This is a genomic window from Providencia sp. PROV205 (genome assembly GCF_028479505.1).
GTDB lineage: Bacteria > Pseudomonadota > Gammaproteobacteria > Enterobacterales > Enterobacteriaceae > Providencia > Providencia huaxiensis.
In genome coordinates this window covers 32,063-58,909 of record NZ_JAMPNU010000023.1, presented here as the reverse complement: position 1 = coordinate 58,909, position 26,847 = coordinate 32,063, and the positions used below count along the sequence as shown (strand labels likewise).

24 protein-coding genes are annotated in these 26,847 nt (G+C 41.8%); 15 read left to right on the top strand and 9 right to left on the bottom strand.

From position 1 onward, the window contains the following. Nucleotides 1-542 precede the first annotated feature (542 nt). A complete protein-coding gene (locus PR800_RS14480; protein ID WP_242685803.1) occupies nucleotides 543-1,886 on the top strand; it encodes a dicarboxylate/amino acid:cation symporter in 1,344 nt (447 codons plus the stop codon). Between the two features lie 69 nt (nucleotides 1,887-1,955). On the opposite strand, the gene ubiF is transcribed toward PR800_RS14480, so the two are convergent. Further along, nucleotides 1,956-3,143 (bottom strand): 3-demethoxyubiquinol 3-hydroxylase, encoded by a 1,188-nt coding sequence (gene ubiF / locus PR800_RS14475; RefSeq protein ID WP_102138310.1) that lies wholly within the window; start codon nucleotides 3,141-3,143, stop codon nucleotides 1,956-1,958. A gap of 478 nt (nucleotides 3,144-3,621) precedes the next feature. Between ubiF and miaB the strand changes: the two genes are divergently transcribed. From miaB to lnt, 5 genes are all read left to right on the top strand, one after another. Next, nucleotides 3,622-5,052 carry a tRNA (N6-isopentenyl adenosine(37)-C2)-methylthiotransferase MiaB gene (gene miaB, locus PR800_RS14470; protein ID WP_094961811.1) on the top strand — a complete coding sequence of 477 codons (1,431 nt, stop codon included), beginning with the start codon at nucleotides 3,622-3,624 and terminating at the stop codon, nucleotides 5,050-5,052. Nucleotides 5,053-5,091: 39 nt separating this feature from the next. Next, nucleotides 5,092-6,144, top strand: a complete 1,053-nt coding sequence (locus PR800_RS14465) for a PhoH family protein (protein WP_094961837.1) — start codon at nucleotides 5,092-5,094, stop codon at nucleotides 6,142-6,144. Next, the gene (gene ybeY / locus PR800_RS14460) at nucleotides 6,145-6,618 is read left to right on the top strand and encodes an rRNA maturation RNase YbeY (protein ID WP_094961810.1); all 474 of its coding nucleotides are present in this window, start codon (nucleotides 6,145-6,147) and stop codon (nucleotides 6,616-6,618) included. A 366-nt stretch (nucleotides 6,619-6,984) separates the two neighbouring features. Further along, nucleotides 6,985-7,869, top strand: a complete 885-nt coding sequence (gene corC, locus PR800_RS14455) for a CNNM family magnesium/cobalt transport protein CorC (RefSeq protein WP_102138309.1) — start codon at nucleotides 6,985-6,987, stop codon at nucleotides 7,867-7,869. After that, nucleotides 7,869-9,398: an apolipoprotein N-acyltransferase gene (gene lnt, locus PR800_RS14450; protein ID WP_239978926.1), complete on the top strand. Its 1,530-nt coding sequence runs from the start codon at nucleotides 7,869-7,871 to the stop codon at nucleotides 9,396-9,398. The genes corC and lnt overlap by 1 nt, the downstream gene beginning before the upstream one ends. Nucleotides 9,399-9,445: 47 nt before the next feature. Here lnt and PR800_RS14445 read toward each other — a convergent pair whose 3' ends face one another. Beyond that, nucleotides 9,446-10,369 (bottom strand): sugar kinase, encoded by a 924-nt coding sequence (locus tag PR800_RS14445; RefSeq protein WP_102138307.1) that lies wholly within the window; start codon nucleotides 10,367-10,369, stop codon nucleotides 9,446-9,448. Continuing rightward, nucleotides 10,369-11,388 carry an SPFH domain-containing protein gene (locus tag PR800_RS14440; protein WP_272531087.1) on the bottom strand — a complete coding sequence of 340 codons (1,020 nt, stop codon included), beginning with the start codon at nucleotides 11,386-11,388 and terminating at the stop codon, nucleotides 10,369-10,371. The genes PR800_RS14445 and PR800_RS14440 overlap by 1 nt, the downstream gene beginning before the upstream one ends. Nucleotides 11,389-11,538: 150 nt before the next feature. On the opposite strand from PR800_RS14440, the gene PR800_RS14435 reads away from it, so the two are divergent. Continuing rightward, on the top strand, nucleotides 11,539-12,252 hold the full coding sequence (locus PR800_RS14435; protein ID WP_210844631.1) for an NUDIX hydrolase: 714 nt from the start codon (nucleotides 11,539-11,541) through the stop codon (nucleotides 12,250-12,252). 48 nt (nucleotides 12,253-12,300) lie between these two features. On the opposite strand, the gene PR800_RS14430 is transcribed toward PR800_RS14435, so the two are convergent. From PR800_RS14430 to PR800_RS14410, 5 genes are all read right to left on the bottom strand, one after another. Next, nucleotides 12,301-12,828, bottom strand: a complete 528-nt coding sequence (locus tag PR800_RS14430; protein WP_210844630.1) for a protein K — start codon at nucleotides 12,826-12,828, stop codon at nucleotides 12,301-12,303. A gap of 110 nt (nucleotides 12,829-12,938) precedes the next feature. Beyond that, nucleotides 12,939-13,439, bottom strand: a complete 501-nt coding sequence (locus PR800_RS14425; RefSeq protein WP_094961804.1) for a protein disulfide oxidoreductase — start codon at nucleotides 13,437-13,439, stop codon at nucleotides 12,939-12,941. Between the two features lie 289 nt (nucleotides 13,440-13,728). Beyond that, nucleotides 13,729-14,460, bottom strand: a complete 732-nt coding sequence (locus tag PR800_RS14420; protein ID WP_102138303.1) for a DsbA family protein — start codon at nucleotides 14,458-14,460, stop codon at nucleotides 13,729-13,731. Beyond that, on the bottom strand, nucleotides 14,457-16,529 hold the full coding sequence (locus PR800_RS14415; RefSeq protein ID WP_166266289.1) for a protein-disulfide reductase DsbD family protein: 2,073 nt from the start codon (nucleotides 16,527-16,529) through the stop codon (nucleotides 14,457-14,459). The genes PR800_RS14420 and PR800_RS14415 overlap by 4 nt, the downstream gene beginning before the upstream one ends. A 48-nt stretch (nucleotides 16,530-16,577) precedes the next feature. Next, nucleotides 16,578-16,988, bottom strand: coding sequence for a metal resistance protein (locus tag PR800_RS14410; RefSeq protein ID WP_102138528.1), 411 nt, complete (start codon nucleotides 16,986-16,988; stop codon nucleotides 16,578-16,580). Between the two features lie 580 nt (nucleotides 16,989-17,568). Between PR800_RS14410 and PR800_RS14405 the strand changes: the two genes are divergently transcribed. From PR800_RS14405 to nadD, 8 genes are all read left to right on the top strand, one after another. Next, on the top strand, nucleotides 17,569-18,462 hold the full coding sequence (locus tag PR800_RS14405; RefSeq protein WP_102138301.1) for an amino acid ABC transporter substrate-binding protein: 894 nt from the start codon (nucleotides 17,569-17,571) through the stop codon (nucleotides 18,460-18,462). Nucleotides 18,463-18,577: 115 nt separating this feature from the next. After that, nucleotides 18,578-19,318, top strand: coding sequence for an amino acid ABC transporter permease (locus PR800_RS14400; RefSeq protein ID WP_102138300.1), 741 nt, complete (start codon nucleotides 18,578-18,580; stop codon nucleotides 19,316-19,318). Between the two features lie 4 nt (nucleotides 19,319-19,322). Next, nucleotides 19,323-20,000 (top strand): glutamate/aspartate ABC transporter permease GltK, encoded by a 678-nt coding sequence (gene gltK, locus PR800_RS14395; protein ID WP_036958176.1) that lies wholly within the window; start codon nucleotides 19,323-19,325, stop codon nucleotides 19,998-20,000. Further along, nucleotides 19,997-20,722: an amino acid ABC transporter ATP-binding protein gene (locus PR800_RS14390; RefSeq protein ID WP_004257041.1), complete on the top strand. Its 726-nt coding sequence runs from the start codon at nucleotides 19,997-19,999 to the stop codon at nucleotides 20,720-20,722. Before gltK ends, PR800_RS14390 begins: the two co-directional genes overlap by 4 nt. 315 nt (nucleotides 20,723-21,037) lie before the next feature. After that, the gene (gene leuS / locus PR800_RS14385; protein WP_102138299.1) at nucleotides 21,038-23,620 is read left to right on the top strand and encodes a leucine--tRNA ligase; all 2,583 of its coding nucleotides are present in this window, start codon (nucleotides 21,038-21,040) and stop codon (nucleotides 23,618-23,620) included. A 30-nt stretch (nucleotides 23,621-23,650) separates the two neighbouring features. Then, nucleotides 23,651-24,190, top strand: coding sequence for an LPS assembly lipoprotein LptE (gene lptE / locus PR800_RS14380; RefSeq protein ID WP_102138298.1), 540 nt, complete (start codon nucleotides 23,651-23,653; stop codon nucleotides 24,188-24,190). Further along, on the top strand, nucleotides 24,190-25,221 hold the full coding sequence (gene holA / locus PR800_RS14375; RefSeq protein WP_239978925.1) for a DNA polymerase III subunit delta: 1,032 nt from the start codon (nucleotides 24,190-24,192) through the stop codon (nucleotides 25,219-25,221). Before lptE ends, holA begins: the two co-directional genes overlap by 1 nt. Beyond that, nucleotides 25,214-25,879, top strand: coding sequence for a nicotinate-nucleotide adenylyltransferase (gene nadD / locus PR800_RS14370; protein ID WP_102138296.1), 666 nt, complete (start codon nucleotides 25,214-25,216; stop codon nucleotides 25,877-25,879). Before holA ends, nadD begins: the two co-directional genes overlap by 8 nt. Here the strand turns inward: nadD and PR800_RS14365 are convergent. Next, the gene (locus tag PR800_RS14365) at nucleotides 25,867-26,511 is read right to left on the bottom strand and encodes a YbgA family protein (protein WP_241098712.1); all 645 of its coding nucleotides are present in this window, start codon (nucleotides 26,509-26,511) and stop codon (nucleotides 25,867-25,869) included. The two genes, nadD and PR800_RS14365, sit on opposite strands and share 13 nt — an antisense overlap. Nucleotides 26,512-26,847 lie beyond the last annotated feature (336 nt).

Sequence of the window (26,847 nt, the reverse complement as noted above, 5' to 3'; positions counted from 1 at the left end):
CAGTGCATTTAGGCATAACGTATTTATGTACAAAACCCTACCTCTAATCTCTCTTATCACTTTTATTGATAAATGAAATAAAAAATAAAAAAACAGCAGACACGTTCGTTTTTTAATAAACAGGGGATTCATTTCCACTGTTTTCTATATTTTCACCTCTGTTTTTTAGCTTAACTGATTATTTTTTGGCGATATCTTTATTTATTTAATCCCAACACCACTAAATAAGTAGCAACTTAATCGCTAAAAGTGATCTTAGGGCAACATTTACCCTATAAAATTTACGTTTGGGTAACTTTTCTATCAAATATGTGACTTCAATCATTTCTATGTAACCATTTAAAGTGGTAACCTTCCCTAGAATTGTAGTTAGGTATGATTATTACCAGTCAAATTATTATCACCCCCTGGTACTAATGAATTCAGCCCCTTCCTCCATTCCAACTAAATTAGCTCCCAAAAACTCTAATAAAAGTTTTAAACCTAATAATTATAAATTACCAAACGCAACATTTTTACAGAGAAAATTTATGCGAAACATGATAAAGCAACCAATATATAAAATATTATATGTTCAAGTGATAGTAGCCATCGTTCTGGGTATAGCACTTGGTCACTTTTTTCCAGACATTGGAGAGTCATTAAAACCGCTTGGTGATGCATTCATCAAAATCGTTAAAATGATTATCGCGCCAGTTATCTTCTTAACTGTTGTCACTGGTATATCAGGGATGTCAAACATGAAGGCCGTGGGAAGTGTCGCAGGTAAAGCAATGCTCTACTTCATCACTTTCTCGACAATTGCTCTCATCATCGGTCTTATCGTCGCGAATATCATTCGTCCAGGCTCGGGGCTTAATATTGACCCTGCGACTTTGGATAGCAGCAAAGTTGCCACCTACGTTGAAAAAGCACACGAATCCTCGATTGTCAGCTTTTTGATGAATATCATCCCTGATACCGTCATTAGTCCATTGGTCAACGGTAACATCCTACAAGTTCTGTTTATTTCTATCATTTTCGGATTAGCACTCGCAGCAACAGGTAAACACGGTGAGCCAATAGTAAAACTGCTACAAAACTTCTCAGAGCCTGTATTCAAGATGGTGGCGATGCTAATGAAACTCGCCCCTATCGGGGCATTCGGTGCAATGGCATTTACCATTGGTAAATATGGAATATCCTCTATCGGCAACTTAATGATGCTGATTATGACTTTCTATATAACATCACTGCTATTTGTCTTACTGGTGTTGGGGGCGGTAGCCAAATATAACGGTTTCTCAATCATTGAACTGATTAAGTACATCAAAGATGAACTCTGGTTAGTATTAGGAACTTCTTCTTCTGAGGCCGCATTACCAAGTTTAATGCGAAAAATGGAACATGCGGGGTGTGAAAAATCTGTTGTAGGCTTAGTGATCCCTACTGGTTATTCATTCAACCTTGATGGCACCAACATCTACATGACGATGGCCGCATTATTTATTGCCCAAGCCACCAATATTGAACTGACTATTTGGGAACAAATTTCATTGCTGCTAGTTGCCATGATAAGCTCGAAGGGGGCAGCTGGTGTAACGGGTGCAGGTTTTATTACCTTAGCAGCCACTTTGATGGTGGTACCAAGCGTTCCTGTTGCAGGTATGGCGCTTATTTTAGGTATCGACCGATTTATGTCTGAGTGCCGCGCTTTAACTAACTTAGTCGGCAACGCATGTGCGTGTATCGTTGTTGCACGTTGGGAAAAAGAACTCGACACAGAAAAGCTGGCTCATGCCTTTTCAGCAAAAAATGAAACTTTAGATTCAGTGATTACTGAAGATGACAACATCAATACAGATACAAGCAACATTCAGCCGATTGATTTAGCCAATAATAAATAGCACTAACTTCTCCATTTAATAATAAATAGGCCGCTAATTTGCGGCCTATTTATATATCTAAGATAAGTTCTATAACCCTAACGCATACTTCAGCGCCAGTTTTTTTGCTTCTCCGGCGCGCTGTGCCGCCATCAACCCAAGATTCCTAACTATTTTCAATCCCGGTAACTTTTCACTAAATGCCATATAAAACACATCCATTCCAGCTTGCATGATTAAATTATCAGGCAAACGACGGCGTTGATAACGTTTTAATACATCAAGGGAATGCCAAGGCTGTATGTATTCACGCGCGTAAACCACTTCTTTCAGCAGAGCATCAACATCTCGGTAGCCTAAATTCACCCCCTGCCCCGCTAATGGGTTGATGGTATGGGCTGCATCGCCAATCAGTGCTAATCCGTCCATCACATATCGACTTGCATGGTGGCGGGTCAGTGGAAATGCCCCGGAAGCTATCGCCGTAATCGGCCCTAAACGTTCAGGAAAGGCTTCAGAAACCGCTCCAGTTAACTGTTCCATTGACATACCTTGTAAACGCCTAATCTTTGCGGGACTGTCATACCAGACTAATGAAGCCCAATTATCATACAGAGGTAAAAATGCCCTAGGCCCTGAAGGGAAAAACTGCTGCCATGTTTTATCTTGCTGAGGCTGTTGTGTTTGAATGCTAATTAACATGCATGATTGGCGATACTGCCAGCCTCGGCTACCAATCCCTGCCATTTTGCGAACTTGCGAGTTCGCACCATCGGCGCCGACAACAAGCTTAGCCTGCAAAGTTCGGCCATCATCTAATGCTAACATCCACTCTTTTTGCTGCTTAGATTGATATAAATTGATAAGTCTCGCAGGACAGACAAGGTCTAGATTGCTGTATTTTTCACATTCTTGCCACAATGCAAGTTGTAACACACGGTTTTCTACCATAAAACCGAGTTCAGGCAACCCAAGGCTTTGAGCATCGAAAACCACATTGCTATCGGGCTCTTCCCATGTTTCTAACTGGCGATATGGCGCACTCCGCATTGCTTTCACATGTTGCCAAGCACCTAATTGTTCCAACAATTCAACAGAAGCGCGGCTAATCGCAGAAATACGAACATCAGGAGCACTTTGTGAGTCAAAGGCCGCAGGTTGTGCTTTTTCAAGCAAAGCGACTCGCATGCCTTCTTGAGCAAAGCCCAATGCTGCTGCCGCGCCAGTCATACCTGCACCAACGACGACAACATCATAAGATTCGATTAATTTATTCATACGTTCGCTACTATTTACTGTTTAATAAAGGTCTCTGTTTAATAAAGGTTATTATTTGATAACAGTGACCACGTTGATAAAGGTATTGTACCGAAAAATGATGATTCTCACAGGAAATATAGGCATTGAAGACTTAGAGGTCATTGGTTTCCCTCTTCTTTATAACCTTACAAATAGTGTATTTTACTGAAAACACTTTAATTTGCACAAAAAACAACCACAATTTTGCAACATCCTCTGGTCACTGATGCCGCAAATGAATACAATACGTGCTAATTTTAAAACAATAGGCAAATTGCCTGCCCTTAGATTTCGTGTAGTGATATTATTTTAAATATCTTTGCATTTATCCCATCATACAATGATGTCCTTAATCAAAATGCATGCGACTTCCCAAATATAAAGGGTAGGACTTTGGATTTACAACGCGTTTCGGAGTCCATTACACTAGCCGCTTCGAAAACACCGGATATACGACATGTCGACGAATAAAAAGCTATACATTAAAACTTGGGGTTGCCAGATGAATGAGTATGACTCATCCAAAATGGTTTCTTTATTAGAAAATACCCATGGTTATCAACTCACTGAAGTTGCAGAAGAAGCAGATTTATTACTGCTTAATACCTGTTCAATTCGTGAAAAAGCACAAGAAAAAGTCTTCCATCAACTTGGTCGTTGGAAATTCTTTAAAGACAAAAACCCTGACATTATTATTGGTGTAGGCGGCTGTGTCGCTTCACAAGAAGGGGATTTTATTCGCCAACGTGCGCCAAGCGTTGACATCGTTTTCGGCCCGCAAACGTTGCACCGTTTGCCTGAGATGATAAACCAAGTTCAAGGTACGCGCAGCCCAGTTATCGATATCAGCTTCCCTGAAATTGAAAAATTTGACCGGTTGCCAGAACCTCGTGCTGAAGGCCCAACCGCATTCGTTTCGATTATGGAAGGCTGTAACAAGTATTGTACTTTCTGCGTAGTGCCTTACACCCGTGGTGAAGAAGTTAGCCGCCCTTGTGATGATATTCTATTTGAAATCGCGCAGTTAGCTGCACAAGGTGTACGTGAAGTTAACTTGCTAGGTCAAAACGTGAATGCCTACCGCGGTGAAACCTTTGATGGTGAAATTTGCTCATTTGCAGAATTACTGCGTTTAGTCGCGGCTATCGATGGTATCGACCGTGTGCGCTTTACCACTAGCCACCCAATTGAATTTACTGACGATATCATCGAAGTCTACCGCGATACCCCTGAATTAGTCAGCTTCTTGCACCTCCCAGTGCAAAGTGGCTCAGACCGCGTCCTGACCATGATGAAACGTGCACACACCGCACTCGAATATAAAGCCATTATTCGCAAACTGCGTGAAGCACGCCCTGGTATTCTAATCAGCTCAGACTTTATCGTGGGCTTCCCCGGTGAAACAACCGATGACTTCGAAAAAACCATGAAACTGATTGCAGACGTGAATTTTGATATGAGCTACAGCTTTGTCTATTCCGCACGTCCTGGCACGCCAGCAGCAGATTTACCTGACGATGTAACTGAAGATGAGAAAAAACAGCGTCTATACTTACTGCAACAGCGTATTAATCAGCAGGCGTTAAGCTTCAGCCGACAAATGGTGGGAACCGTTCAACGTATCTTAGTTGAAGGAACATCACGTAAAAACGTCATGGAGCTGTCTGGACGTACTGAAAATAACCGTGTGGTAAACTTTGAAGGCACACCGGATATGATCGGTAAATTTGTGGATGTCGAAATTGTGGATGTCTATACCAACTCATTACGCGGTAAAGTCATTCGTACAGAAGACCAAATGGGTCTTCGCGTTCATGAATCGCCAGAGTCTGTTATTGCACGTACCCGTAAAGAAGATGAGCTAGGTGTTGGTAGCTTTCAACCCTAAGCCGCAACCATAGGATATTCAGTGACCGAGACAAAAAATTTGCAAATCGCAACACAAGAGATCTTTCTAGAACCCGCAGATAACCAGCGTTTAATGAGCCTCTGCGGGCCATTTGACGATAATATCAAGCAGCTAGAACGCCGTCTTGCTATCGAAATTAATCGCCGTGATAACCGTTTTAAGTTATCGGGTAAGCCACTGAATGTTCAAGCGGCAAGCAAAATTTTGCGTCAACTGTATGTCGATACCGCGCCCGTGCGCGGTGTGATCCCTGATATCGACCCTGAAAACATTCACTTAGCCATTATGGATAGCCGCGTTTTAGAGCAATCTGCCGATAGCATTCCTGACTACGGTAAAGCGGTGAATATTAAAACTAAACGTGGTGTGATCAAACCACGCACCCCAAATCAAGCGCAATATATCGCCAATATTTTAGACCATGATATAACGTTTGGCATTGGCCCTGCGGGTACAGGGAAAACCTACTTAGCGGTCGCAGCGGCTGTAGATGCGTTAGAGCGCCAAGAGGTTCGTCGTATTTTGCTCACCCGTCCAGCGGTTGAAGCAGGCGAGAAACTGGGTTTTTTACCGGGAGATCTCAGCCAAAAAGTCGACCCTTACCTACGTCCACTTTATGATGCGCTATTTGAAATGTTAGGCTTTGAAAAAGTTGAAAAACTGATTGAGCGTAATGTTATTGAAGTCGCGCCGCTGGCCTATATGCGTGGCCGTACGTTGAATGATGCTTTTATTATTTTAGATGAGAGCCAAAACACCACCATCGAACAGATGAAAATGTTTTTAACACGTATTGGCTTTAATTCCAAAGCGGTTGTGACGGGTGATATTACTCAGGTTGACTTACCTCGCGGTAGTAAATCAGGGTTACGTCATGCCATTGAAGTGCTTTCTGAAGTGGATGATTTAAGCTTTAATTTCTTCCACAGCGAAGACGTGGTTCGCCATCCCGTCGTTGCAAAAGTCGTCATGGCTTATGAAGCATGGGAAGAACAAGACAATAAACGTCGCCAACAATTACGTGAAGAAAAAGAACAACAGAAGCAATTTGAAAAGCAGGAAAACCTATAAATGAGTGGCATTGACATCATTCTCGATTTACAAATTGCGTGTGAAAACCCTGATGGTTTACCTTCGGAAGCCGAGTTTCAGCGTTGGTTAACCGCTGTTTTACCTAAATTCCAAGCGCAAAGTGAAGTCACTATTCGGGTAGTTGATGAGCCTGAAAGCCATCACTTGAACTTAACCTATCGTGGCAAAGACAAACCGACTAACGTGTTGTCATTCCCCTTTGAAGCTCCGCCAGAAATTGAGCTGCCTTTGCTCGGTGATTTAATTATTTGTCGCCAAGTCGTTGAACAAGAAGCTATTGAGCAACAAAAAACGGCAGAAGAACACTGGGCGCACATGGTTGTTCATGGTTGCCTTCATCTTTTAGGCTATGATCATATTGAAGATGATGAAGCTGAAGAAATGGAAGGTTTAGAAACCGAAATTCTGGCTGAATTGGGCTATGAAGACCCATACCTTGCAGAAAAAGAGTGACCTAACTATAATTTTTTGAGATGTCTTTCTTATAGAAAGCATTACTTTACAAAAAATTGACGGTTATTTTGCAGATAAACCGTCAATTTTATGCTAAAAAAGAATCCAGTAAGCTGTTTTTATTAACTAACCTAAGCTCCAAATACTTTAACTTGGGCTACTTTTGCACCAAGTGCAGCCAACAACGCTGCGGTTCGAAATACGACGAGTGAATACTCTAAATAATTCGAATTGCAGCTAGGCGGCCAGCGAGGCTTATCCCTAGGAGCATACACAAGTATGTGACTAGGGTAAGTGAGTTCAGCCAACAACGCTGCGGTTCGAAGTATGACGAGTATTTTTTTGAGGAATATTAAATTAACCGCCATGAGCGACGATAACTCTTCGAGTAGCGATAACCCTGGTCCTAAGAAAGGGTTCTTTGCACTGTTAAATCACCTATTCCATGGTGAACCTAAAAATCGTGATGATTTAGTCGAATTAATCCGCGACTCTGAACAGAACGATTTGATCGATCCTGATACCCGCGAAATGCTTGAAGGGGTAATGGATATCGCGGATCAGCGCGTACGCGACATTATGATCCCGCGTTCCCAAATTGTTACCTTAAAACGTAATCAAACGCTTGATGAGTGCCTTGATGTCATTATTGACTCTGCTCACTCACGCTTCCCTGTTATTAGTGAAGACAAAGACCATATCGAAGGGTTATTGATGGCAAAAGATTTACTGCCATTTATGCGTACCGACGCAGAGCCTTTTAGCATCGATAAGGTATTACGCCAAGCGGTTGTTGTCCCTGAAAGTAAGCGAGTAGACAGACTACTCAAAGAATTCCGCTCTCAACGCTATCATATGGCTATCGTGATCGATGAGTTTGGTGGCGTTTCTGGTCTAGTGACCATTGAAGATATTTTAGAGCTCATCGTAGGCGAAATTGAAGACGAATATGACGACCAAGACGATGTTGATATTCGTCAACTCAGCCGTCATTCATATTCTGTCCGAGCCCTTACACAGATTGAAGATTTCAATGAAGCCTTTGGGACTCATTTTAGTGACGATGAAGTCGATACCGTCGGTGGCCTCGTTATGCAAGCCTTTGGACACCTGCCTTCCCGTGGTGAAGTCATCACGATAGATAACTACCAATTTAAAGTTGCTATGGCTGACAGCCGCAGGATCCTTCTGCTTCACGTGAAAATTCCAGACGACGCTCCGGTTCCAACTTTGGAAGAAGAACAGACTTAATGAACTCAACGTTTATTTATCAAAGCCAGCGGTTGCGGTTACTGCTGGCTTTAATTTTCGGAGCCAGTGGAACACTGGCTTTTTCGCCTTTCGACATCTGGCCTGCCGCACTGCTTTCTATCCTTTTCCTCCAACTACTGACCTTGCAGCGTACAGCCAAACAATCTTTTGCTATTGGCTTCGCTTGGGGATTTGGCTTATTCGGTAGTGGTGTTAACTGGGTTTACGTAAGTATTGCCGATTTTGGTGGCATGCCGGGCCCTGTAAACGTATTTATTGTTATTTTATTAGCCGCTTACCTTGCGCTTTATACTGGCCTATTTGGTGGTTTACTGGCTAAGCTTGCTCCTAAAGCCAATATTTGGCGTTTCGTTTTTATGGCGCCAGCTCTCTGGCAAGTCACTGAATTTCTGCGTGGTTGGGTATTAACTGGCTTCCCATGGCTACAATTTGGTTATAGCCAAATTGATGGGCCGATGAAAGCTCTCGCCCCTATATTTGGGGTAGAAATGATCACATTGCTTTTATTTAGCATTAGTGGTCTGTTAGTACTCGCTATCCTACGTCGCAGCTTTATCTCGCTCGCCGTTGCAGCTGCCTTAATTTTTGCCCCATTAATCGCCAAAAATGTACAATGGTTTACCCCCCTTGAAGGCAAGAAAATGGAAGTGGCATTGGTTCAAGGCAACATTCCCCAATCAATGAAGTGGGAAGCCAGCTTCTTACAAAAAACCAAAGACACCTATATGGAGCTCTCTCGCCCTTATATCGGAAAAGCGTCTTTGATTATTTGGCCTGAATCAGCGGTGCCTTCTGTTGAGCTCGATAACCAAACGTGGCTTAAATCTCTCGACCAATTATTGGCAGAGTCAAACACCCAGTTAATTACTGGAATTGTGGATGCACGCCCGATAGACGGTGAATATACTTTTTATAATACAATCATTGTATTAGGAGATAAAAACCCGTATTTATATCCATCTAAAAACCGCTATAACAAACACCATTTAGTGCCATTTGGTGAATATGTACCTTTAGAAGATTTGCTGCGCCCTATCGCACCATTCTTTAATTTGCCGATGTCAGGTTTTAGCCGTGGCGATTATGAGCAAGCGCAATTAGCGGTTGGTAATATTCATCTAACTGCCGCTATTTGCTATGAAATTATTTTAGGTACACAAGTCAGGGATAACTTTAAACCTGATAGCGATTACTTACTTACCGTCTCCAATGATGCATGGTTTGGTCAGTCTATCGGCCCATGGCAGCATTTCCAAATGGCGCGCATGCGTTCATTAGAATTGGGACGCCCATTATTACGTTCTACCAATAACGGGATAACTGCGGTGATCAGTGCAGATGGCTCAATACAAGACATGCTACCGCAATTTAAAACAGCGGCGCTTGCCACTGAAGTCACACCAACAACTGGACTAACACCTTACGCACGTTGGAGTCATTATCCGATGTGGGGAGTGGTCGTTATATTTGGTATTCTCGGTTTTGCTATGAATAGGCGCCAAAAATAACGATATTGGCCCCACCTCAGTACCTATCAATGAGGTGGGGTAATTGACTATGCAACCAGTAACCCTTGTAGATCCGCAATTTTCACTGTCACAATACAACCTGAATTGAATTGTAAGAAATCATCTTCAATGCCATCGGAAAAAATAACACCGTTATGGGGCATTAATGATTCAACAGCTAACGGGCTACCCGGCTCAATCGTACCAAATACCCATCTCGTTCCTGTTGTTTTACTTAAAAATGGCTCCCTAACACTAAACTGTAATTTACTTTCTCCCCAGCCAAATCCTTTTGCCAACGGATGATTATTTCCCCCCATAATTGCCTGCGCACCCGCTAAAATAGATTGAAACCAACCTGTTGACCCAAGTCCTGTCGATATAATAATGCCAGAGGATGATTGAAACTCTTGCTCCCCATTCCAATTTAATAAATAACGTGCCGATGTGTGGCTTTTCGGACCAATAAATAAATCGTTCACCGCGAGTAGCGATTGCCCGTCATTGGTCGTTGCCTGGGCGAAAGTCACCATTTTTTGCTCTATTTTTCCTTTTAAGGTATTCATCACCACTTCCTGCAATTGGCCTATTTCAAAAGGAAGCAACTGACCATCCCACCGTTCAGGATCTGGATTAATAGCGATAACGGGTTGTCCGTTTAAGTACTTCAAGGTGTTCGCCACTAAACCATCTTGGCCAATCACGATAACAATATCGTGTTTAGAAAATTGGTAACTAGGTAATAATTTTCGTTCCAATAATTGAAATCTACCTAATGATTTCAATATCGATTCGGCTTGTATTAATTGGCGTTGATATAAGTCATGTTCATTTAAGTAGTCACTCACCTCAACATGGTTGTGTTCCAAGTAAAATTTAGCTTGAGGCCAAGTATTAAAGCGCTCAATCAATTCCTGCAAACGTGTTTTACGCATCACTAAGACAAAACGTACGTCATTATTCCTTTGCATTATTTACCCCCTTTCTTCATTAGCTGGCCAAATAAATCAGGCGATATATTGAGCTCACCAATCTTACCGGCATTTTGTGCTAATGATTCAAATGCCATCGCCATCAATTGTTCTGGTCCCATTTTCGCTAACGCTAATGCTTTTAAGTTTTCCACCGGTAATTGGCTATAGGCTTTCATTTTAGATTCAATAGAGTAAGCATCTGCATCCGACTGTATGCGTTGGTTTTCAACACTAAGCGCAACCAATTCATTACGTTTTGCTTCTGCATTCACTTGTGCGATTAACTTCTCTTGCTCGATTTCTGCTCGCTCTCGCAATATTTTCCGCTCATTATCAAGGCGCGCCTCTTCAATTTGTTGTTCTTTGGCTTGAACAGATAAGTCGGTTTCTAATTCCGCTTCTTTGATTGTGCGCTCTTGTTCGACAGAAAATTTGCGTCTTGCATAAATGGCATCATCAGCCTCTTTCAGTATGGATTCTCTCGCTTGTGCTTCTAATGCTTTAAGCGTTTCAGGTAACGGTGCAATGGCTGAGATAGAAACATCCAAGATTTCAATACCTAGAGACTCTATGACCGCCTGTACGGCGAGTTGCTGGCTCACCAAAACAACTAATGATTGGCTAATTAATAATGCGTCCCGCAGTGAAGTGGTTTGTATTTTGGCTTGGATCACGGTTTGAGCTGCTCGTACAACTCGATCATTTAATTTAATGGGGTCTTCTGAAGCGTAACTTTTCCCGTCCTTAGATAAGTTAAAATTTAAGACGTCCGCTGTTTTTTCGGGCTGTTTTACCTGAAAAGAAATTTGCCCTTGAATACGTAAACTTTGGAAATCAGCTGTTTGTAAATTAAAAATAAATGGGGCTTCTTGTGCATTCAATGGAAGCGCCGCAATGGACGTTTTATCGGAGTTATACCAAAAACTGAGCCCCTTACCTTGCTTACGCACTTTCCCATTCACTGATTGAATAACAAAAGTCGATGAGTCTGCTTTGAAATATTTAAAGTTAATCATAGTGGATCCCTCATTATTGTCTTTATGACCTTAATTAATTATTGTCCTATAGACATTAATTAGTCAAGCAATAATTGTCTTAATGACATTAACTGTTTTTTAGCGTATAGTTTATTCATCAATGCCAATCAGACTTTGAGTGATAACCAAATGAATGAAAAAGAATTTTTAGCTCACTACGATAGAAAAAAATTTCTATCACCGCTTATCACTGTCGACGCTGTAGTATTTACCTATCATGAAAACACGCTGAAAGTATTACTTGTCGAGCGCGCTAATTTTCCTGAAAAAGGAAAGTGGGGGCTGCCGGGTGGTTTTATTGATGAAACAAATGATAAAAATTTAGAAGAGACTGTTTTACGTAAGCTGAAAGAAAAAACGGGGGTTATTCCCCCCTATGTTGAGCAACTTTGTACAGAAGGAAACCACCAACGAGACCCTCGAGGCTGGTCTGTCACTGTTTGCTATACTGCTCTAATTGCTTACCAAGCCTGCGAAGCGCATATTGATACAGTGGATTCTGTAAAATGGGTCTCTATTGATGAAATTGATCAACTTTCTCTTGCATTTGACCACTTCAAACTCTATCAACAAGCAAGAGAACGTCTAAAGCAAAAATCACTCTACTCAATCGTTCCAGGTTTCGCACTCCCTGACATTTTTACCTTAGCTGAACTACAACATGTCCATGAAGTTTTGATTGGTAAGCCTTTGCAAAATAAATCGTTTAGGCGCCGACTCGAACAAGCGGATTTGTTGATTGATACCGGAGAAAAACGCCACGAGCGCGGCCGCCCCGCTAATTTGTATCGTTTAAAACCACAATCCGCGGATTACCGTTTTATTCGTAATTTAGAATTTTAGTAATTGATATGCCTGATAAATAAATATTATCAGGCGCTCTAATGAATGCTATTGGCAAATCGCAGGGGTCACAATATAGGTAAAAATGAGTTTGTTAGACTTATGATAATTATGCGTAATACCTTCGGGGAACATTTCATGCAATATATCCATGCCTGCATTTTTATCACAGTAGTTGCGGTTTAAAATCTCACGCATATTTTGCTGCCAGTTATCACCTTCCAATATATTGTCAGGGATCCCTTTGATAGTATATTGGTAAAATAACATGCCATTTTTAGCAGTCACTTCCGTCAATAGTGTTACATCGTCGATTAACATAGGTAAGGATTTAGCCATATCAGACAGAAAAATACCCCGTAACATCGTTGGGTCATCATCCCCTTTTGCATTAAAAGCATTGATTTTATCTTCTGTCGAATTGGCTTTTATTTCATCATAACGCTGTTCTATTTTTGAATTTTTTATCGTTTCTGACGGCTGTTTCGTTGTTGTTTTTTCTTCCACCTCAGGGGAGCATCCCGTAATTAATACCGCACCTAGAAATAATCCAACCACTTTTTTAAACATAACCATCCCATTCACCTATTTTATTATTTATATAGCCGAATGAGTTTACCATAATGATAAATTAAACTTATAGGCAGAAAAGTCCCCTTTTTTAGGTCAAAGGGGATGGTAGAAAGTTAAAAAGATGCCAACCACATACGCATTTTTAGACCATAAGAGCTAGTCCAACCCGATGTAAAGCTAACTAATTCACCGTTATCAATCACCATAAATGTAGGAGTTGCGCTGACCCCAACCGCATTGGAAAGCTGACCACTGGTATCGTTAATCACAGGAAACGTTAATTCCTTATTTTCCATTCCCTTGATTAAGCGAGATGTTTCACCTGAGCGTATCGCTACTGAAATAATTGGCATACCTGATTGGCTTAATTCTGATACCGTTGGCGAAGTCAAATTACATACCCCACACCACGTCGCCCAGAAATAAACCAGTATTGGTTTTTCTTTGCTTAATTCAGCTAGAGAAACGCTCTCACCATTCACTAGCGTGTGCTGTTCCAATAATACGGGCGCAAGGGTTTGTGGCTTGCGCCATAAATCCATCACCGTAAAGGCAATAAATAAAATAATTGCCAAAACAATAATTTCTTTAGACCACTTTTTTAGTCTATTCATACCGTTATTTACCTATTTGTTATCAAATAGTACAAATCAAAGATGTAAGAAACCAAAACATTCAATTGAAATTGATGCTCTAGTACTTATTTAAGATATTTGATTTTTATCCTCTAATTCTAGAGTTTGGATTATTTCCTCTTTAAACTTTCTTTATCCTCTAAATAATTCGTGTTGTGGCTAGGCGGCAAGTGAAACTAAGCCCTAGGAGCATACATCAGTATGTGACTAGGGTTAGTAAACGAAGCCAACAACGCCACAGCGCGAAGTATGACGAGGATAACGAGGATTATTTGAGCTTAGCGAGCTGCTCCTTCACTACCGCCTCAAACTGCTGTGCATCAATAGCGCCTGGGATCAGCTCATCACCCACCAATGTTGCTGGTGTTCCATTCACGCCCAATTTTTCTGCCAATATCATATTAGTGCGAATACCATCACGGCTCTTATCACTCGCTTTCAATTTATCGTTGCCAGTAGCTTTGAGAGCATCTTTGATATTTGCATCTGATAGCATGCCCTGTTTTTGCATAAACTTGTGATGTAAAGCTTCAAATGCTTTCGGATCTTCTTGCCACAATGTCATGGTTAACTGTGCTGAATCCATTGATGTTTGGCCTTTAAATGGTAAATATTTGATTACCACTGCCACATCATTTGGATATTTTTTCACAATATCCATCAGTTGAGGGTCGAAACGCTTACAGAATGGGCAGTTAAAATCAGTAAAGTTAACCAAAACTAACTTGGCATCTTTTTTACCGATACGTGGACTGGTTGGGTCATTAAACAGAGCGTCCTGCTCTGCTTTTAAGGTTTCTTTCATTTGAGCTTGCTGTTTTTCCCCTTGTTTTGCTTGCAGGGCAACAATCGCTTCTTCCAAAATTTCTGGGTTTTCAACCAAAGTATCACGCACTAATTTACGCACTTGTGCTTCTTGGTCCGCACTCAAAGGTGCTGCTTGTGCTACTGACCCAATCATTAGTGACGAAAATAAAACAGCTAAAATTGTTTTTTTCATTTTGTGGCTCCTTTGGCCTGATTCATAACGGATATTAGCGATTCACGGTCAAGTATTGTTGACAGTACTTCGCCTTCGGCCAAGTTAGGGCCATAAATTTGATTAAATGGAACAGCAACCTGCCCACGTTTTTGTAAAAATGCCGTAATTTCAGGTGAAGGTTTGGTCCAATCACCACGTAAAGCAACAACATCAGGTTCACTAAGCAGCTGTTGGATATCATCCCTTAGCAGTACATTGTATTTATTTGCCTTACAGGTTACGCACCATTCCGCGGTGACATCAATAAATACACGTTTGTTATCCGCCAGTGCAGCCGTAATCGCTTGTTCAGTCAAAGGTTGCCAATTTACGGTATCTTTAACAAGAGAACGGCTACCGGAATGCTGTTCTTGTGTCATCCAAACAAACCCACCAGCAAAAGCGGCAAATAATATAAATGGTAAGATAGCCGCCCTTACACCGCGTTTTATCGCGATAAAGACCACTAATAACACTAAGAAAACGACAGCAATCACGGTCGAGGTAGTGACACCAAAATGTGGTATTAATAAGCTAATTAACCATAAACTGGATACCAGCATCATTAACCCAAGAACGGCACGCAGCTTCAGCATCCACATACCAGGCTTTGGTAGTAAGCGAGAAATAACTGGGAAAGCCGCTATAAGTAGCCATGGCAAACTCATACCGGCACCTAATGCCGTGAAGATCAGCCACAACTCTTCCATTGGCGCTGCCAGTGCAAAGGCCACTGCGGTGCCCAAAAATGGTGCAGAACAAGGCGTTGCCAGTAATGTCGCAAATACCCCTTGCCAAAAATGGCCACTGTTACCATGACCACCAGCTGTCGCCAAGCGTGTATTGGCCTTACTACCGAGGTTGATTTCAAATAAGCCAAATAAATTCGCAGTAAATAACGCCGTTACCAGCACCATAAAGCCGATAAACCACGGGTTTTGGAACTGAATTCCCCAACCGACAGCTTGTTGACCGACTCGTAATAACGTCATCAAGAGCGCCAGTAACCAAAAGGAAACTAGAATACCGAGAGAGGACAATAAAAACTGACGGCGAATGGTCTTTTGCTCACCATTAGGTACCATCAATACAGAGCCAAGTTTCATTGCTAACACCGGAAGTACGCACGGCATTAGATTAAGGATCAGCCCCCCTAAAAGGGCAAATAGCATCACCTGCCATAAAGAAGCACTGCTCACTTTAGACGCTATCGTGCCAGTAAATGGGCTAACTTGATGGCTAACTTGCTGTGAAATATCACCATCTGCAACAACAAAAGAGAGGGTTTTTCCGGTTAAATCGGGAGAATCGCCCCCCCAATCATCACCGACATCTATTGTTGCTGTTAAATGGTCACCTGATGTTTCTATAACAGGAACGCCTAGTGCCGCCCCTTCAACCACATCAGTGAAAATATTCGGTTGTTCCCACGCGTTGCCTGTGCTTTTCTGCAATTCAATGATTAGCTTATCATTCGCAAAACCAACTTTGGTTTGCTCAACTAAACCACTTGATGGTGGAACTGCACCTTTGGCTTGATTAAACGCCCAAGTAAAGTCAGCAGGAACAGGCTCTGTTAAATCGAGCTCAAACGGATAATCGGTTAAAATACAAACATTACTACACGTTGATAATGTTAACGTACCTTCAAGTTTATCCAACTTTTCATGACTTGTTACTGTAATGGGGAAGGCAATATCCCCCATGTAACCTTGAGTTGAAACACCTGCGACATCAAAGCGCCCTGGTGTTGGCCATTGCCAATCCGTTGCTTCAACAGGTGATGACCACACAATTTCAGGCGCAACGCCCCCTTCACCAGGTGAACGCCAATAGGTTTTCCAGCCCTCATCAAGCTTTACATCGAGCAAAATGTCGACTTTGCCATTTTCCTGCGCCGAACTTAATAACCTAACCTGCGCATGTCGTGGAGTGTTGTCATTCATCCACCCCGTATTCGCAGGTTGCAACCACCCCGTATCCGCAGCATATAAACTGCTCGAAAATAGTGCAAAAAATATAAAAAATGAATTAATTAAAAAACGCATTGTTTCCTCCAGAATAAATTACACAAACCAGTCCCTATTCGTTGTGTGTTAATTCCGAAGATTACAAAACTGTAAGTGTCTTCTGACTCTTGGAGGGGCATGCTTCTCTTCATTATTTGCTCTAGATATAAATAGATTAGTACAAAATAAAGTTAGCGCAGCCAAAGTAAGGAACATAAAGAAGAATGGTTCAAGCACAACAGGTAACAAAGTCATTAATGACTTGGCGCTCAGTTCACAACTAGAAAGATGCGAACTACTGCTATCAGCTTGTTTTACTTGTGATTGTTCGATATAGGAAAGGTTAGCCCCAGTATTGATTTGCACTTGAGCTAAGACATCTGGCACAAAAAAATTGGCGAGCAGGCGCTCTCCGACGGCACGTTGATTCATACAAATCAATACCATCAGACAGGCGAATATCACTAATCCTTTACCTAATTTTAAATGCCTGTTCATGCGCATCTTGGTATAACTTCCTGAAATAACACTAATTATGCGACTTTGATAACCATAACGATAAAAACCAGTCTTTGATTAATACCGTTACACCGTCTATAAGTTAAATAGAGGTTACATCTTACACAGCAAAATATTCCGTACAAGTGTCATCAGCTAACTTTACAAATATTATTCTCTTCCCAATGAACAAAAATGCAGTTCCATCAAAACTCGGCACGTAAATTGCTTTATCCAATATATGGCATGATACGAAGATAGTTTGCACCTTAATAGTGCGTGACTATCAGTTTAGGACAATATTAAGTGGCTAATCACCATGTTAGTGCGGTAATTCAAAAATTACCCAAATAATATGCGAGACAGCTCCCGAAATTGAAACAATTCGTTTTCATTAATTAACAAATTTAATTACTTTTTAACAACAATAAAACATATAGCGAATAATCGCGGGATTATCTAAATCTGCGAAACATTTGCAAACACAACACTACAAAACCACAGTAATTTAGGCGTTATCTCACGATACCTCCTTAAAATTACAACGGGTTTACACCGATGTTCTAAAGGAGTTGTAACTATGCGTATAAGTAAACTTGTATTATCGATGATGATTTTAGGTGCAACCTGTGCAGTCCAAGCAGAAGAGTTAAACGGCACTCTGAAAAAAATCAAAGACAACGGTGTAATAGTTGTTGGTCATCGTGAATCTTCCGTCCCTTTCTCTTACTATGATAATAGCCAGAAAGTGGTGGGTTACTCACAGGATTATTCAAATGCTATTGTTGATGCAGTGAAGAAAAAATTAAACATGCCTGATCTGCAAGTCAAACTCATTCCAATTACATCACAAAACCGTATTCCACTACTGCAAAATGGCACATTTGATTTTGAGTGTGGCTCAACAACCAATAACGTAGAAAGACAAAAACAAGCCGCTTTCTCTAACACGATCTTTGTGGTCGGGACACGTTTGCTCACCAAAGGTGACTCTGGTGTAAAAGACTTTGCTGACTTAGCAGGTAAAAATGTCGTTGTGACCTCAGGTACAACTTCTGAAATTCTGTTGAATCAGTTAAATGATGAAAAAAACATGAAAATGCGCATTATCAGCGCGAAAGACCATGGTGACTCGTTCCGTACCTTAGAGTCTGGCCGTGCTGTCGCCTTTATGATGGATGACGCATTGTTAGCAGGTGAGCGAGCAAAAGCGAAAAAACCAGAGATCTGGGAAATCGTCGGCAAACCACAAACTGAAGAAGCTTACGGCTGTATGTTACGTAAAGACGACCCTCAATTTAAAGTGCTTATCGATGAAACCATTGCGAATGCACAAACCTCGGGTGTCGCTGAGAAATCCTTTGACCGCTGGTTCAATCAACCTATTCCACCAAAAAATCTGAACCTGAAATTTACGTTATCCGATGAAATGAAAGCCTTATTTAAAGAACCGAATGACAAAGCATTAAACTAATAAAAAGACAAACAGGGTATTACTGAAGTAAGAATTGCAAGGCGGCCGTTCCCCGCCTTGCATCCTCTTTTACGACAGTATTCGGGAATTTCATTGCCCACAGGAAGTCAACATCATGTCTATTAACTGGAATTGGGGGATTTTCCTTCAGGAAGCCCCGTTTGGGAATACCACCTATTTAGGGTGGTTAATATCTGGCCTCGAAGTCACCGTAACACTTTCTATTTGTGCCTGGATCATCGCATTCTTAGTCGGCTCATTTTTCGGTATTTTACGTACCGTACCTAACCGTTTTTTAGCCTTTTTAGGAACTGCTTACGTAGAGTTATTCCGCAACGTACCACTTATTGTGCAATTTTTTACTTGGTATTTGGTTATTCCAGAACTTCTCCCTCGCTCAATCGGGGATTGGTTTAAAATGGACTTAGATCCTAACTATCAATTCTTTATTTCCTCAATGCTTTGCCTTGGGTTATTCACCGCAGCACGAATGACCGAGCAAGTACGTGCAGCCATTCAGTCACTACCTAGAGGACAAAAAAGCGCTGCTCTCGCAATGGGGCTCACTTTGCCACAAACCTATCGCTACGTTTTATTACCCAACGCCTATCGGGTAATTTTGCCACCAATGACGTCTGAAATGCTGAACTTGGTCAAAAACTCAGCCATTGCATCAACCATTGGTTTAGTCGATATGGCGGCACAAGCAGGAAAGCTATTGGACTATTCTGCTCACGCATGGGAATCCTTTACCGCAATTACGTTAGCTTATGTCGGAATTAACGTCATTATTATGATTTTGATGACGTTATTAGAGCGCAAAGTTCGCTTACCTGGCACCATTGGAGGGCGGTAAAATGATGTATGAATTTGATTGGAGCTCAATTGCTCCGAGTATGCCCTTCTTAATCGATGGCTTTATTGTCACCGCGAAAATTACACTGACCGCGATAGTGGTGGGGATTTTGTGGGGTACTGTCCTTGCTGTGATGCGGTTATCCACATTCAAACCCATTAGCTGGTTTGCTGCCTTGTATGTGAATACATTTCGCTCCATTCCACTAGTCATGGTTTTGCTGTGGTTCTACTTAATTGTGCCTAGCTTATTACAAAATGTTCTAGGCTTATCACCAAAAAATGATATTCGTTTAATTTCGGCAATGATAGCCTTCTCTCTTTTTGAAGCGGCCTATTACTCTGAAATCATTCGTGCTGGTATTCAAAGTATTTCTCGAGGGCAAGCCTCTGCTGCGTTAGCATTGGGAATGACAAATATGCAAACCATGCGGCTCGTCGTATTACCGCAAGCCTTCAAAGCCATGGTGCCGTTGTTGTTAACTCAAGGGATTGTACTGTTTCAGGACTCATCCCTCGTGTATGTGCTCAGTTTGACAGACTTTTTCCGTACCGCCACCAATATAGGTGAGCGTGATGGGACACAAGTAGAGATGGTACTGTTTGCGGGTCTGGTGTACTTTATTGTTAGTTTTGGCGCTTCTATGTTAGTGAATTATCTTAAGAAAAGGACTGTTTCATGATAACCCTGAAAAATGTATCCAAATGGTATGGCCAATTTCAGGTGCTTACAGACTGCACAACTGAAGTTAAAAAAGGTGAGGTTGTGGTTGTGTGCGGGCCATCTGGTTCTGGTAAATCCACATTAATAAAAACAGTGAATGGTTTAGAACCTATTCAGCAGGGTGAGATTTTTGTGAATGATATTCAAGTAAATAACAAAAAAACTGACCTAGCCAAATTACGCTCTAAAGTAGGAATGGTGTTCCAGCACTTCGAGCTATTTCCTCATTTATCAATCATTGAAAATCTGACATTAGCGCAAGTTAAAGTATTAAACCGCGATAAAAAAGAAGCGGAAGCAAAAGGTTTGAAATTATTGGAGCGTGTAGGTTTATCTAGCCATGCCAATAAATTTCCGGCTCAACTTTCAGGTGGACAACAGCAACGTGTCGCTATCGCTCGCGCACTGTGTATGGACCCAATAGCAATGCTATTTGATGAACCGACCTCAGCGCTAGATCCAGAAATGATCAACGAAGTTCTTGACGTTATGGTTGAATTAGCCAATGAAGGCATGACCATGATGGTGGTGACCCATGAAATGGGATTCGCCAAGAAAGTGGCTAATCGCGTGATTTTTATGGATGAAGGGAAGATTGTTGAAGACAGTAAAAAAGAAGACTTTTTTGCTAACCCACAATCTGATCGTGCAAAAGATTTCCTCGCAAAAATTCTTCATTAATATTAGAGAGGGAGCTTATTAGCTCCCTCCTCTTATCACTATATTATTAACAAATAAATCAACAACAACGCCCCAGATCCGAAATAGTTCAACAAACCACTACCATTTCACTGGTTTTTTAGTTAAGTTGTTTGGTTATCAGCGTAAAATATCCTGATCCGTTCCCCGAAAAGCAATATCCAGCTTCCCCCGTAGGTTCAGCTAATCAACTATTGTTGTTTTCGGTGTAGATCCGCTATGCTATGCGGATCTCAATTTAAGAAAGACATTCACGCTACAGATGTAGCATTTATTCACCATAGGATTATCGGTGCCATGCAAGAACAATATCGTCCAGAAGATATAGAGCCTAAAGTACAGCGTCACTGGGATGAAAAAGCAACTTTCAAAGTGACTGAAGACAACAGCAAAGAAAAATACTACTGCCTGTCCATGCTACCTTACCCTTCTGGTCGACTACACATGGGCCACGTACGTAACTACACCATGGGTGACGTTATCTCTCGTTACCAACGTTTGTTGGGGAAAAACGTTCTCCAACCAATTGGTTGGGATGCGTTTGGTCTGCCTGCTGAAGGTGCTGCAGTTAAAAATAATACGGCTCCTGCGCCATGGACTTACGCCAATATCGACTACATGAAAAACCAGTTGAAAATGCTCGGTTTCGGTTATGATTGGGATCGTGAAGTCACCACTTGTACTCCTGAATATTACCGTTGGGAACAATGGTTCTTCACTAAATTGTATGAAAAAGGTTTAGTGTACAAAAAAACCTCTGCGGTTAACTGGTGCCCACATGATTTAACCGTTTTGGCGAATGAACAAGTGGTTGATGGCTGCTGCTGGCGTTGTGACACCCCTGTTGAGCGCAAAGAAATCCCACAGTGGTTTATTAAAATTACCGACTACGCGGAAGAACTGCTCAACGACCTCGACAAATTAGATGACTGGCCAGAGCAAGTCAAAACCATGCAGCGCAACTGGATCGGCCGTTCCGAAGGAACTGAGATCACATTCAATGTTGCAGACCGTGATGAAACCTTAACAGTTTATACCACTCGCCCTGATACTTTTATGGGGGCAACTTATGTGGCTGTTGCAGCAGGCCACCCTCTGGCGAAAGAGGCTGCGACAAATAACCCAGAATTAGCCCAATTTATTGATGAGTGCCGTAACACCAAAACTGCAGAAGCAGATATGGCAACCATGGATAAAAAAGGTATGGCTACCGGCTTATTCGTTATTCATCCATTAACCCAAGAAAAGCTGCCAATTTGGGTCGCTAACTTTGTCTTAATGGAATACGGTACTGGTGCGGTTATGGCCGTTCCTGCCCATGACCAACGTGACTGGGAATTCGCTCACAAATATAACTTACCCATCAAGGCCGTTATTGCTGATGCTGATGGCAATGAGCCTGATTTATCCCAAGAAGCGATGACTGAGAAGAATTCCCTGATTAACTCAGGTGAGTTCAATGGATTAGACCACCAAGCTGGTTTTAATGCGATTTCAGATAAACTCGTTTCTCTGGGCGCAGGCCAACGCAAAGTAAACTACCGCTTACGTGACTGGGGCGTTTCACGTCAACGTTACTGGGGCGCACCAATCCCAATGGCAACATTGGAAGATGGTACTGTCGTGCCTGTTCCTGAAGACCAATTACCTGTCATTCTACCGGAAGATGTCGTGATGAACGGCATTACCAGCCCAATTAAAGCTGATCCTGAGTGGGCAAAAATGACCATTAATGGTCAACCTGCGTTACGTGAAACGGATACCTTCGATACCTTTATGGAATCTTCTTGGTACTATGCACGTTATACCTGCCCACAATATGACGAAGGCATGTTAAACCCAGAGGCAGCAAACTACTGGTTACCGGTTGACCAATATATTGGTGGTATCGAACACGCCATCATGCACTTAATGTATTTCCGCTTCTTCCATAAGTTGATGCGTGATGCAGGGTTAGTTAACTCTGATGAACCAGCAAAACGTCTACTGTGCCAAGGCATGGTGCTTGCTGATGCATTCTATTACACCGGCAGCGATGGCCAACGTGTTTGGGTATCCCCAGCAGATGCCATTGTTGAACGTGACGACAAAAACCGTATTACTAAAGCCGTAGACAGTGAAGGCCATGAACTGGTGTATACCGGTATGAGCAAAATGTCTAAGTCGAAAAACAACGGTATTGATCCACAATTGATGGTCGAAAAATACGGTGCCGATACTGTTCGTCTGTTTATGATGTTTGCGGCTCCACCTGAGTTAACCCTTGAGTGGCAAGAGTCTAGCGTTGAAGGCGCTAACCGCTTCGTTCGTCGTGTTTGGCGTTTAGTGCATGAACATTCTCAAAAAGGCGCCACTTCGCCTTTAGATATCAGCGCACTGACACCAGAACAGAAAGACTTACGTCGTGATCTGCACAAAACAATTGCTAAAGTCTCTGATGATTTCAGTCGTCGTTATGCATTTAATACCGCGATTGCAGCCGTCATGGAATTCTTAAACAAATTAGTTCGTGCACCACAAGAAACTGAGCAAGACCGTGCATTAGTCCAAGAGTCTCTCGAGGCTATCACGCTGATGTTATCACCAATCATTCCACACGCTTGCTTTGAGATGTGGAAAGCACTCGGTCACCAAACGGACATCGACTTTGCACAGTGGCCTGTTGCTGATGAAAAAGCCATGATTGACGATACCAAACTGGTTGTCGTTCAAGTTAATGGTAAGGTGCGTGGCCGTATCACCGTTCCGGCTGATGCAACCCAAGAGTTTGTCCTAGACATGGCAAAAAATGAGCCAAGCGTAGCGAAATACCTTGAAGGTGTTAGCATCCGCAAAGTAATCTATGTCCCAGGCAAATTGCTAAACCTTGTTGTAGGTTAATATTAGGTTGTTGGCTGATAAGGAGGCCAGGTGCGTTATCTGATAACTTTATTTTTGAGCCTGGCGGTGCTAGTCACCGCAGGTTGCGGTTTTCGTCTTCAAGGAACAACTCAAATTCCTGAGGAACTGAGAACTTTGCAGCTAAGTTCAAGTGACCCATATGGCTACCTCACAAGAGCGCTCAGGGAGCAACTACGGCTCAGTAACGTGAAGGTTCTCGAAACTGGAAGTCCGAACATTCCTATTTTGAAAGTCATTGGTTCGACTGAAAACACAGAAACTGTATCCGTTTATCAAGATGGTAAAGCCGCGGAGAAACAGTTAACACTGGTGATGAATGCGCAGGTTTTAATGCCTGATGGTGCAATATATCCATTACAAAGCCGTGTTGAACGCACTTTCTTCGACAACCCTTTAGAAGCACTTGCAAAAGATGCAGAGAAAGAAATTGTTAGACAAGAAATGCAAGAACAAGCTGCACGTAATATCGTGCGTAAATTATTGCTTGTTCATTCAGCAGAGCTTGAAAAAGCAAAAAACCAAGCGGCTGATACGAATACTCAACCATAATGACGCGTATTTACCCTGAACAGCTGGCCTCTTCGTTACAAGAGTCTCTAAGAGGCCGCTATTTAATTTGGGGCAATGAGCCCCTTCTTCTTCAAGAAAGCCAAGATGCCATCCGAAAAGCCGCACAAGAGCGAGGCTTTGAAGAGCATTTTTCGTTTTCTCTTGAGCAAAATACCGATTGGGATGAGATTTTTAGCCTCTGCCAAGCTCTCAGCCTATTTGCAAGCCGTCAAACTCTGACTCTGTTATTGCCCGAAAATGGCCCTAACGCTGCCATGGCTGAAAAGCTGAACCAACTGGCACAACTACTGCATTCAGATCTCCTTCTTGTGTTACGCGGTCATAAGCTTACTAAAGCACAAGAAAACAGTGCTTGGTTTAAAGCAATTAGCCAAGATGCTATTTATATCAGCTGCCTAACTCCTGAATATCAGCGGTTGCCACAATGGGTTTCTAAACGCGCCTACAGTATGCGGCTTTCGTTAGAAACCGAAGCTAACCAGCTACTTTGTTACTGCTATGAAGGGAATTTACTTGGTTTGGCACAAGCACTTGAGCGGCTGTCTCTTCTTTATCCAGATGGTAAACTCACCTACCCTCGGGTCGAAAGTGCCGTTAATGATTCTGCGCATTTTACCCCCTACCATTGGGTTGATGCCCTATTGTCTGGTAAGTCCCGCCGTTCATGGCATATTTTAGAGCAACTGCAACAAGAAGATGTCGAGCCTGTTATTTTATTGCGTTCAATCCAACGTGATCTCATGTTGCTTATTACATTGAAACGCCAATCTGCAACAACCCCATTAAAGACATTATTTGATCAACACAAAGTGTGGCAAAACCGCCGAGGTGTGCTCACGGAAGCTTTACAACGTTTAACATTGCATCAATTACAATCTGCATTAATGTTATTAACGCAAGCAGAAATCAATATTAAACAAGATTTTAGCCATTCTCCATGGCCTGACCTGCAGTCACTGTCTATGCTATTATGTGGTAAAGCATTTGCAGAGAATTTTATTCATGAGTAATTCCTTTTCAAAACAACATAACTTGCTAGCATTATTCGGTGGGACGTTCGACCCCATTCACTTTGGTCATTTACGTCCGGTGCAAGCCCTTGCCCAACAAGTTGGTCTCGAAAAAGTTATCTTGTTACCTAACCACGTTCCCCCCCATCGCCCACAGCCAGAAGCGACTCCATCACAACGTTTAGAAATGGTGAAACTCGCGATTCAAAATGCACCTTTATTTGCTATCGATACGCGTGAACTAGAAAAAAACAGCCCTTCTTACACGATAGAAACACTGGTTGAATTACGCCAAGAAATTGGGCCAGAAAAACCCCTGGCGTTTATTATTGGTCAAGATTCCTTATTGTCGATTAATAAATGGCACGGCTGGGATCACATACTTGATAACTGCCATTTATTGGTTTGTTCCCGACCGGGGTATGCCACACAGTTTACCGACCCTAAAATGCAAAATTGGCTGTTAGAACATCAAACAACAGACCCTATTGCCTTAAACCAAGTAGCAAATGGGTATATTTTTATTGGGGATACCCCACTGGTAAATATCTCTGCAACCGAAATCCGCGAAAAATTAAGCTCCGGTGACTCGTGTCAGGATTTAATTCCAGATGCGGTTCTGCAATATATTCATCAACAACACCTTTACCAGCAATAAGGGATCTCTCTTATTGAATTACAATTAGGGTATGGTTCAAAAATAACTTGCTCTATTAAATAGTTGTCTGGGTATTGAACAAGCAACTGTCGCATCATCGCTAATGGCCGGTTTAACGGTAAATTCCCCGCTAAATAGTCATTAATCAGCCACAATAAGCGTTTTTTCTCATCCTTCGTAGCTTTGTGTTTAAAATAGCCTTGCATATGACTCAGCGCATTAACTTCAATGTTTCTTGCCGGCACCGTTGCCAATATTTCCATTAAACAGGCTTTATATTGATTAAAAAAACACTCAAGATCGGTGCTGCTTTTAATACTCGCCACTAAACGCCCAGTATACTGATAGCCAACTGGAGAATACGCCATAATGAGATATTTATGGCAGCTATGAAATTGAATAATATTGTGATGTGTTAACGCGTGATGTAAGTCATTTAATCGTTGTATCGTATACAATTTCGTCAAAAAGCAGTCCCAGAACACGACATTTTGTAGCTTGTCATCTGTTAATATCGGAATGCTCGCAGGGAATAGTCCCTGTAATTCAGAGAATTGCTGTTTAGAGCTGATAATACCATTAACCTTGTCTTGCATGTCCTCATGGGAGAAATTCGTTACAAATTCAATCATAGAACTCACTTGCTGATGAATATTAGCAGGCAGGTGATTAATCCCTTCAAATATAAAAACTTTTGGTTTAATTATTTGCACAATACGTATCTCATCCTAAAATATTTATCAGGGGAACAGTTTTTAGCGTTATTTTGTAAAGTTAGCACAAACTTCTTGCTCAAATGTACGGATATCCCTATAAATTTCACTCCACAATGAATAAAAAAGAATTTAGCCGATTTTTCTTAAAATCTAGGGTAAAATAGCAAGGCTGTTAATGTGTTTGATTCATTATCAGCGATTATTTTATCTACAAACTACAAACAGTGTTTAACGTGATATTCTGTTTATTTG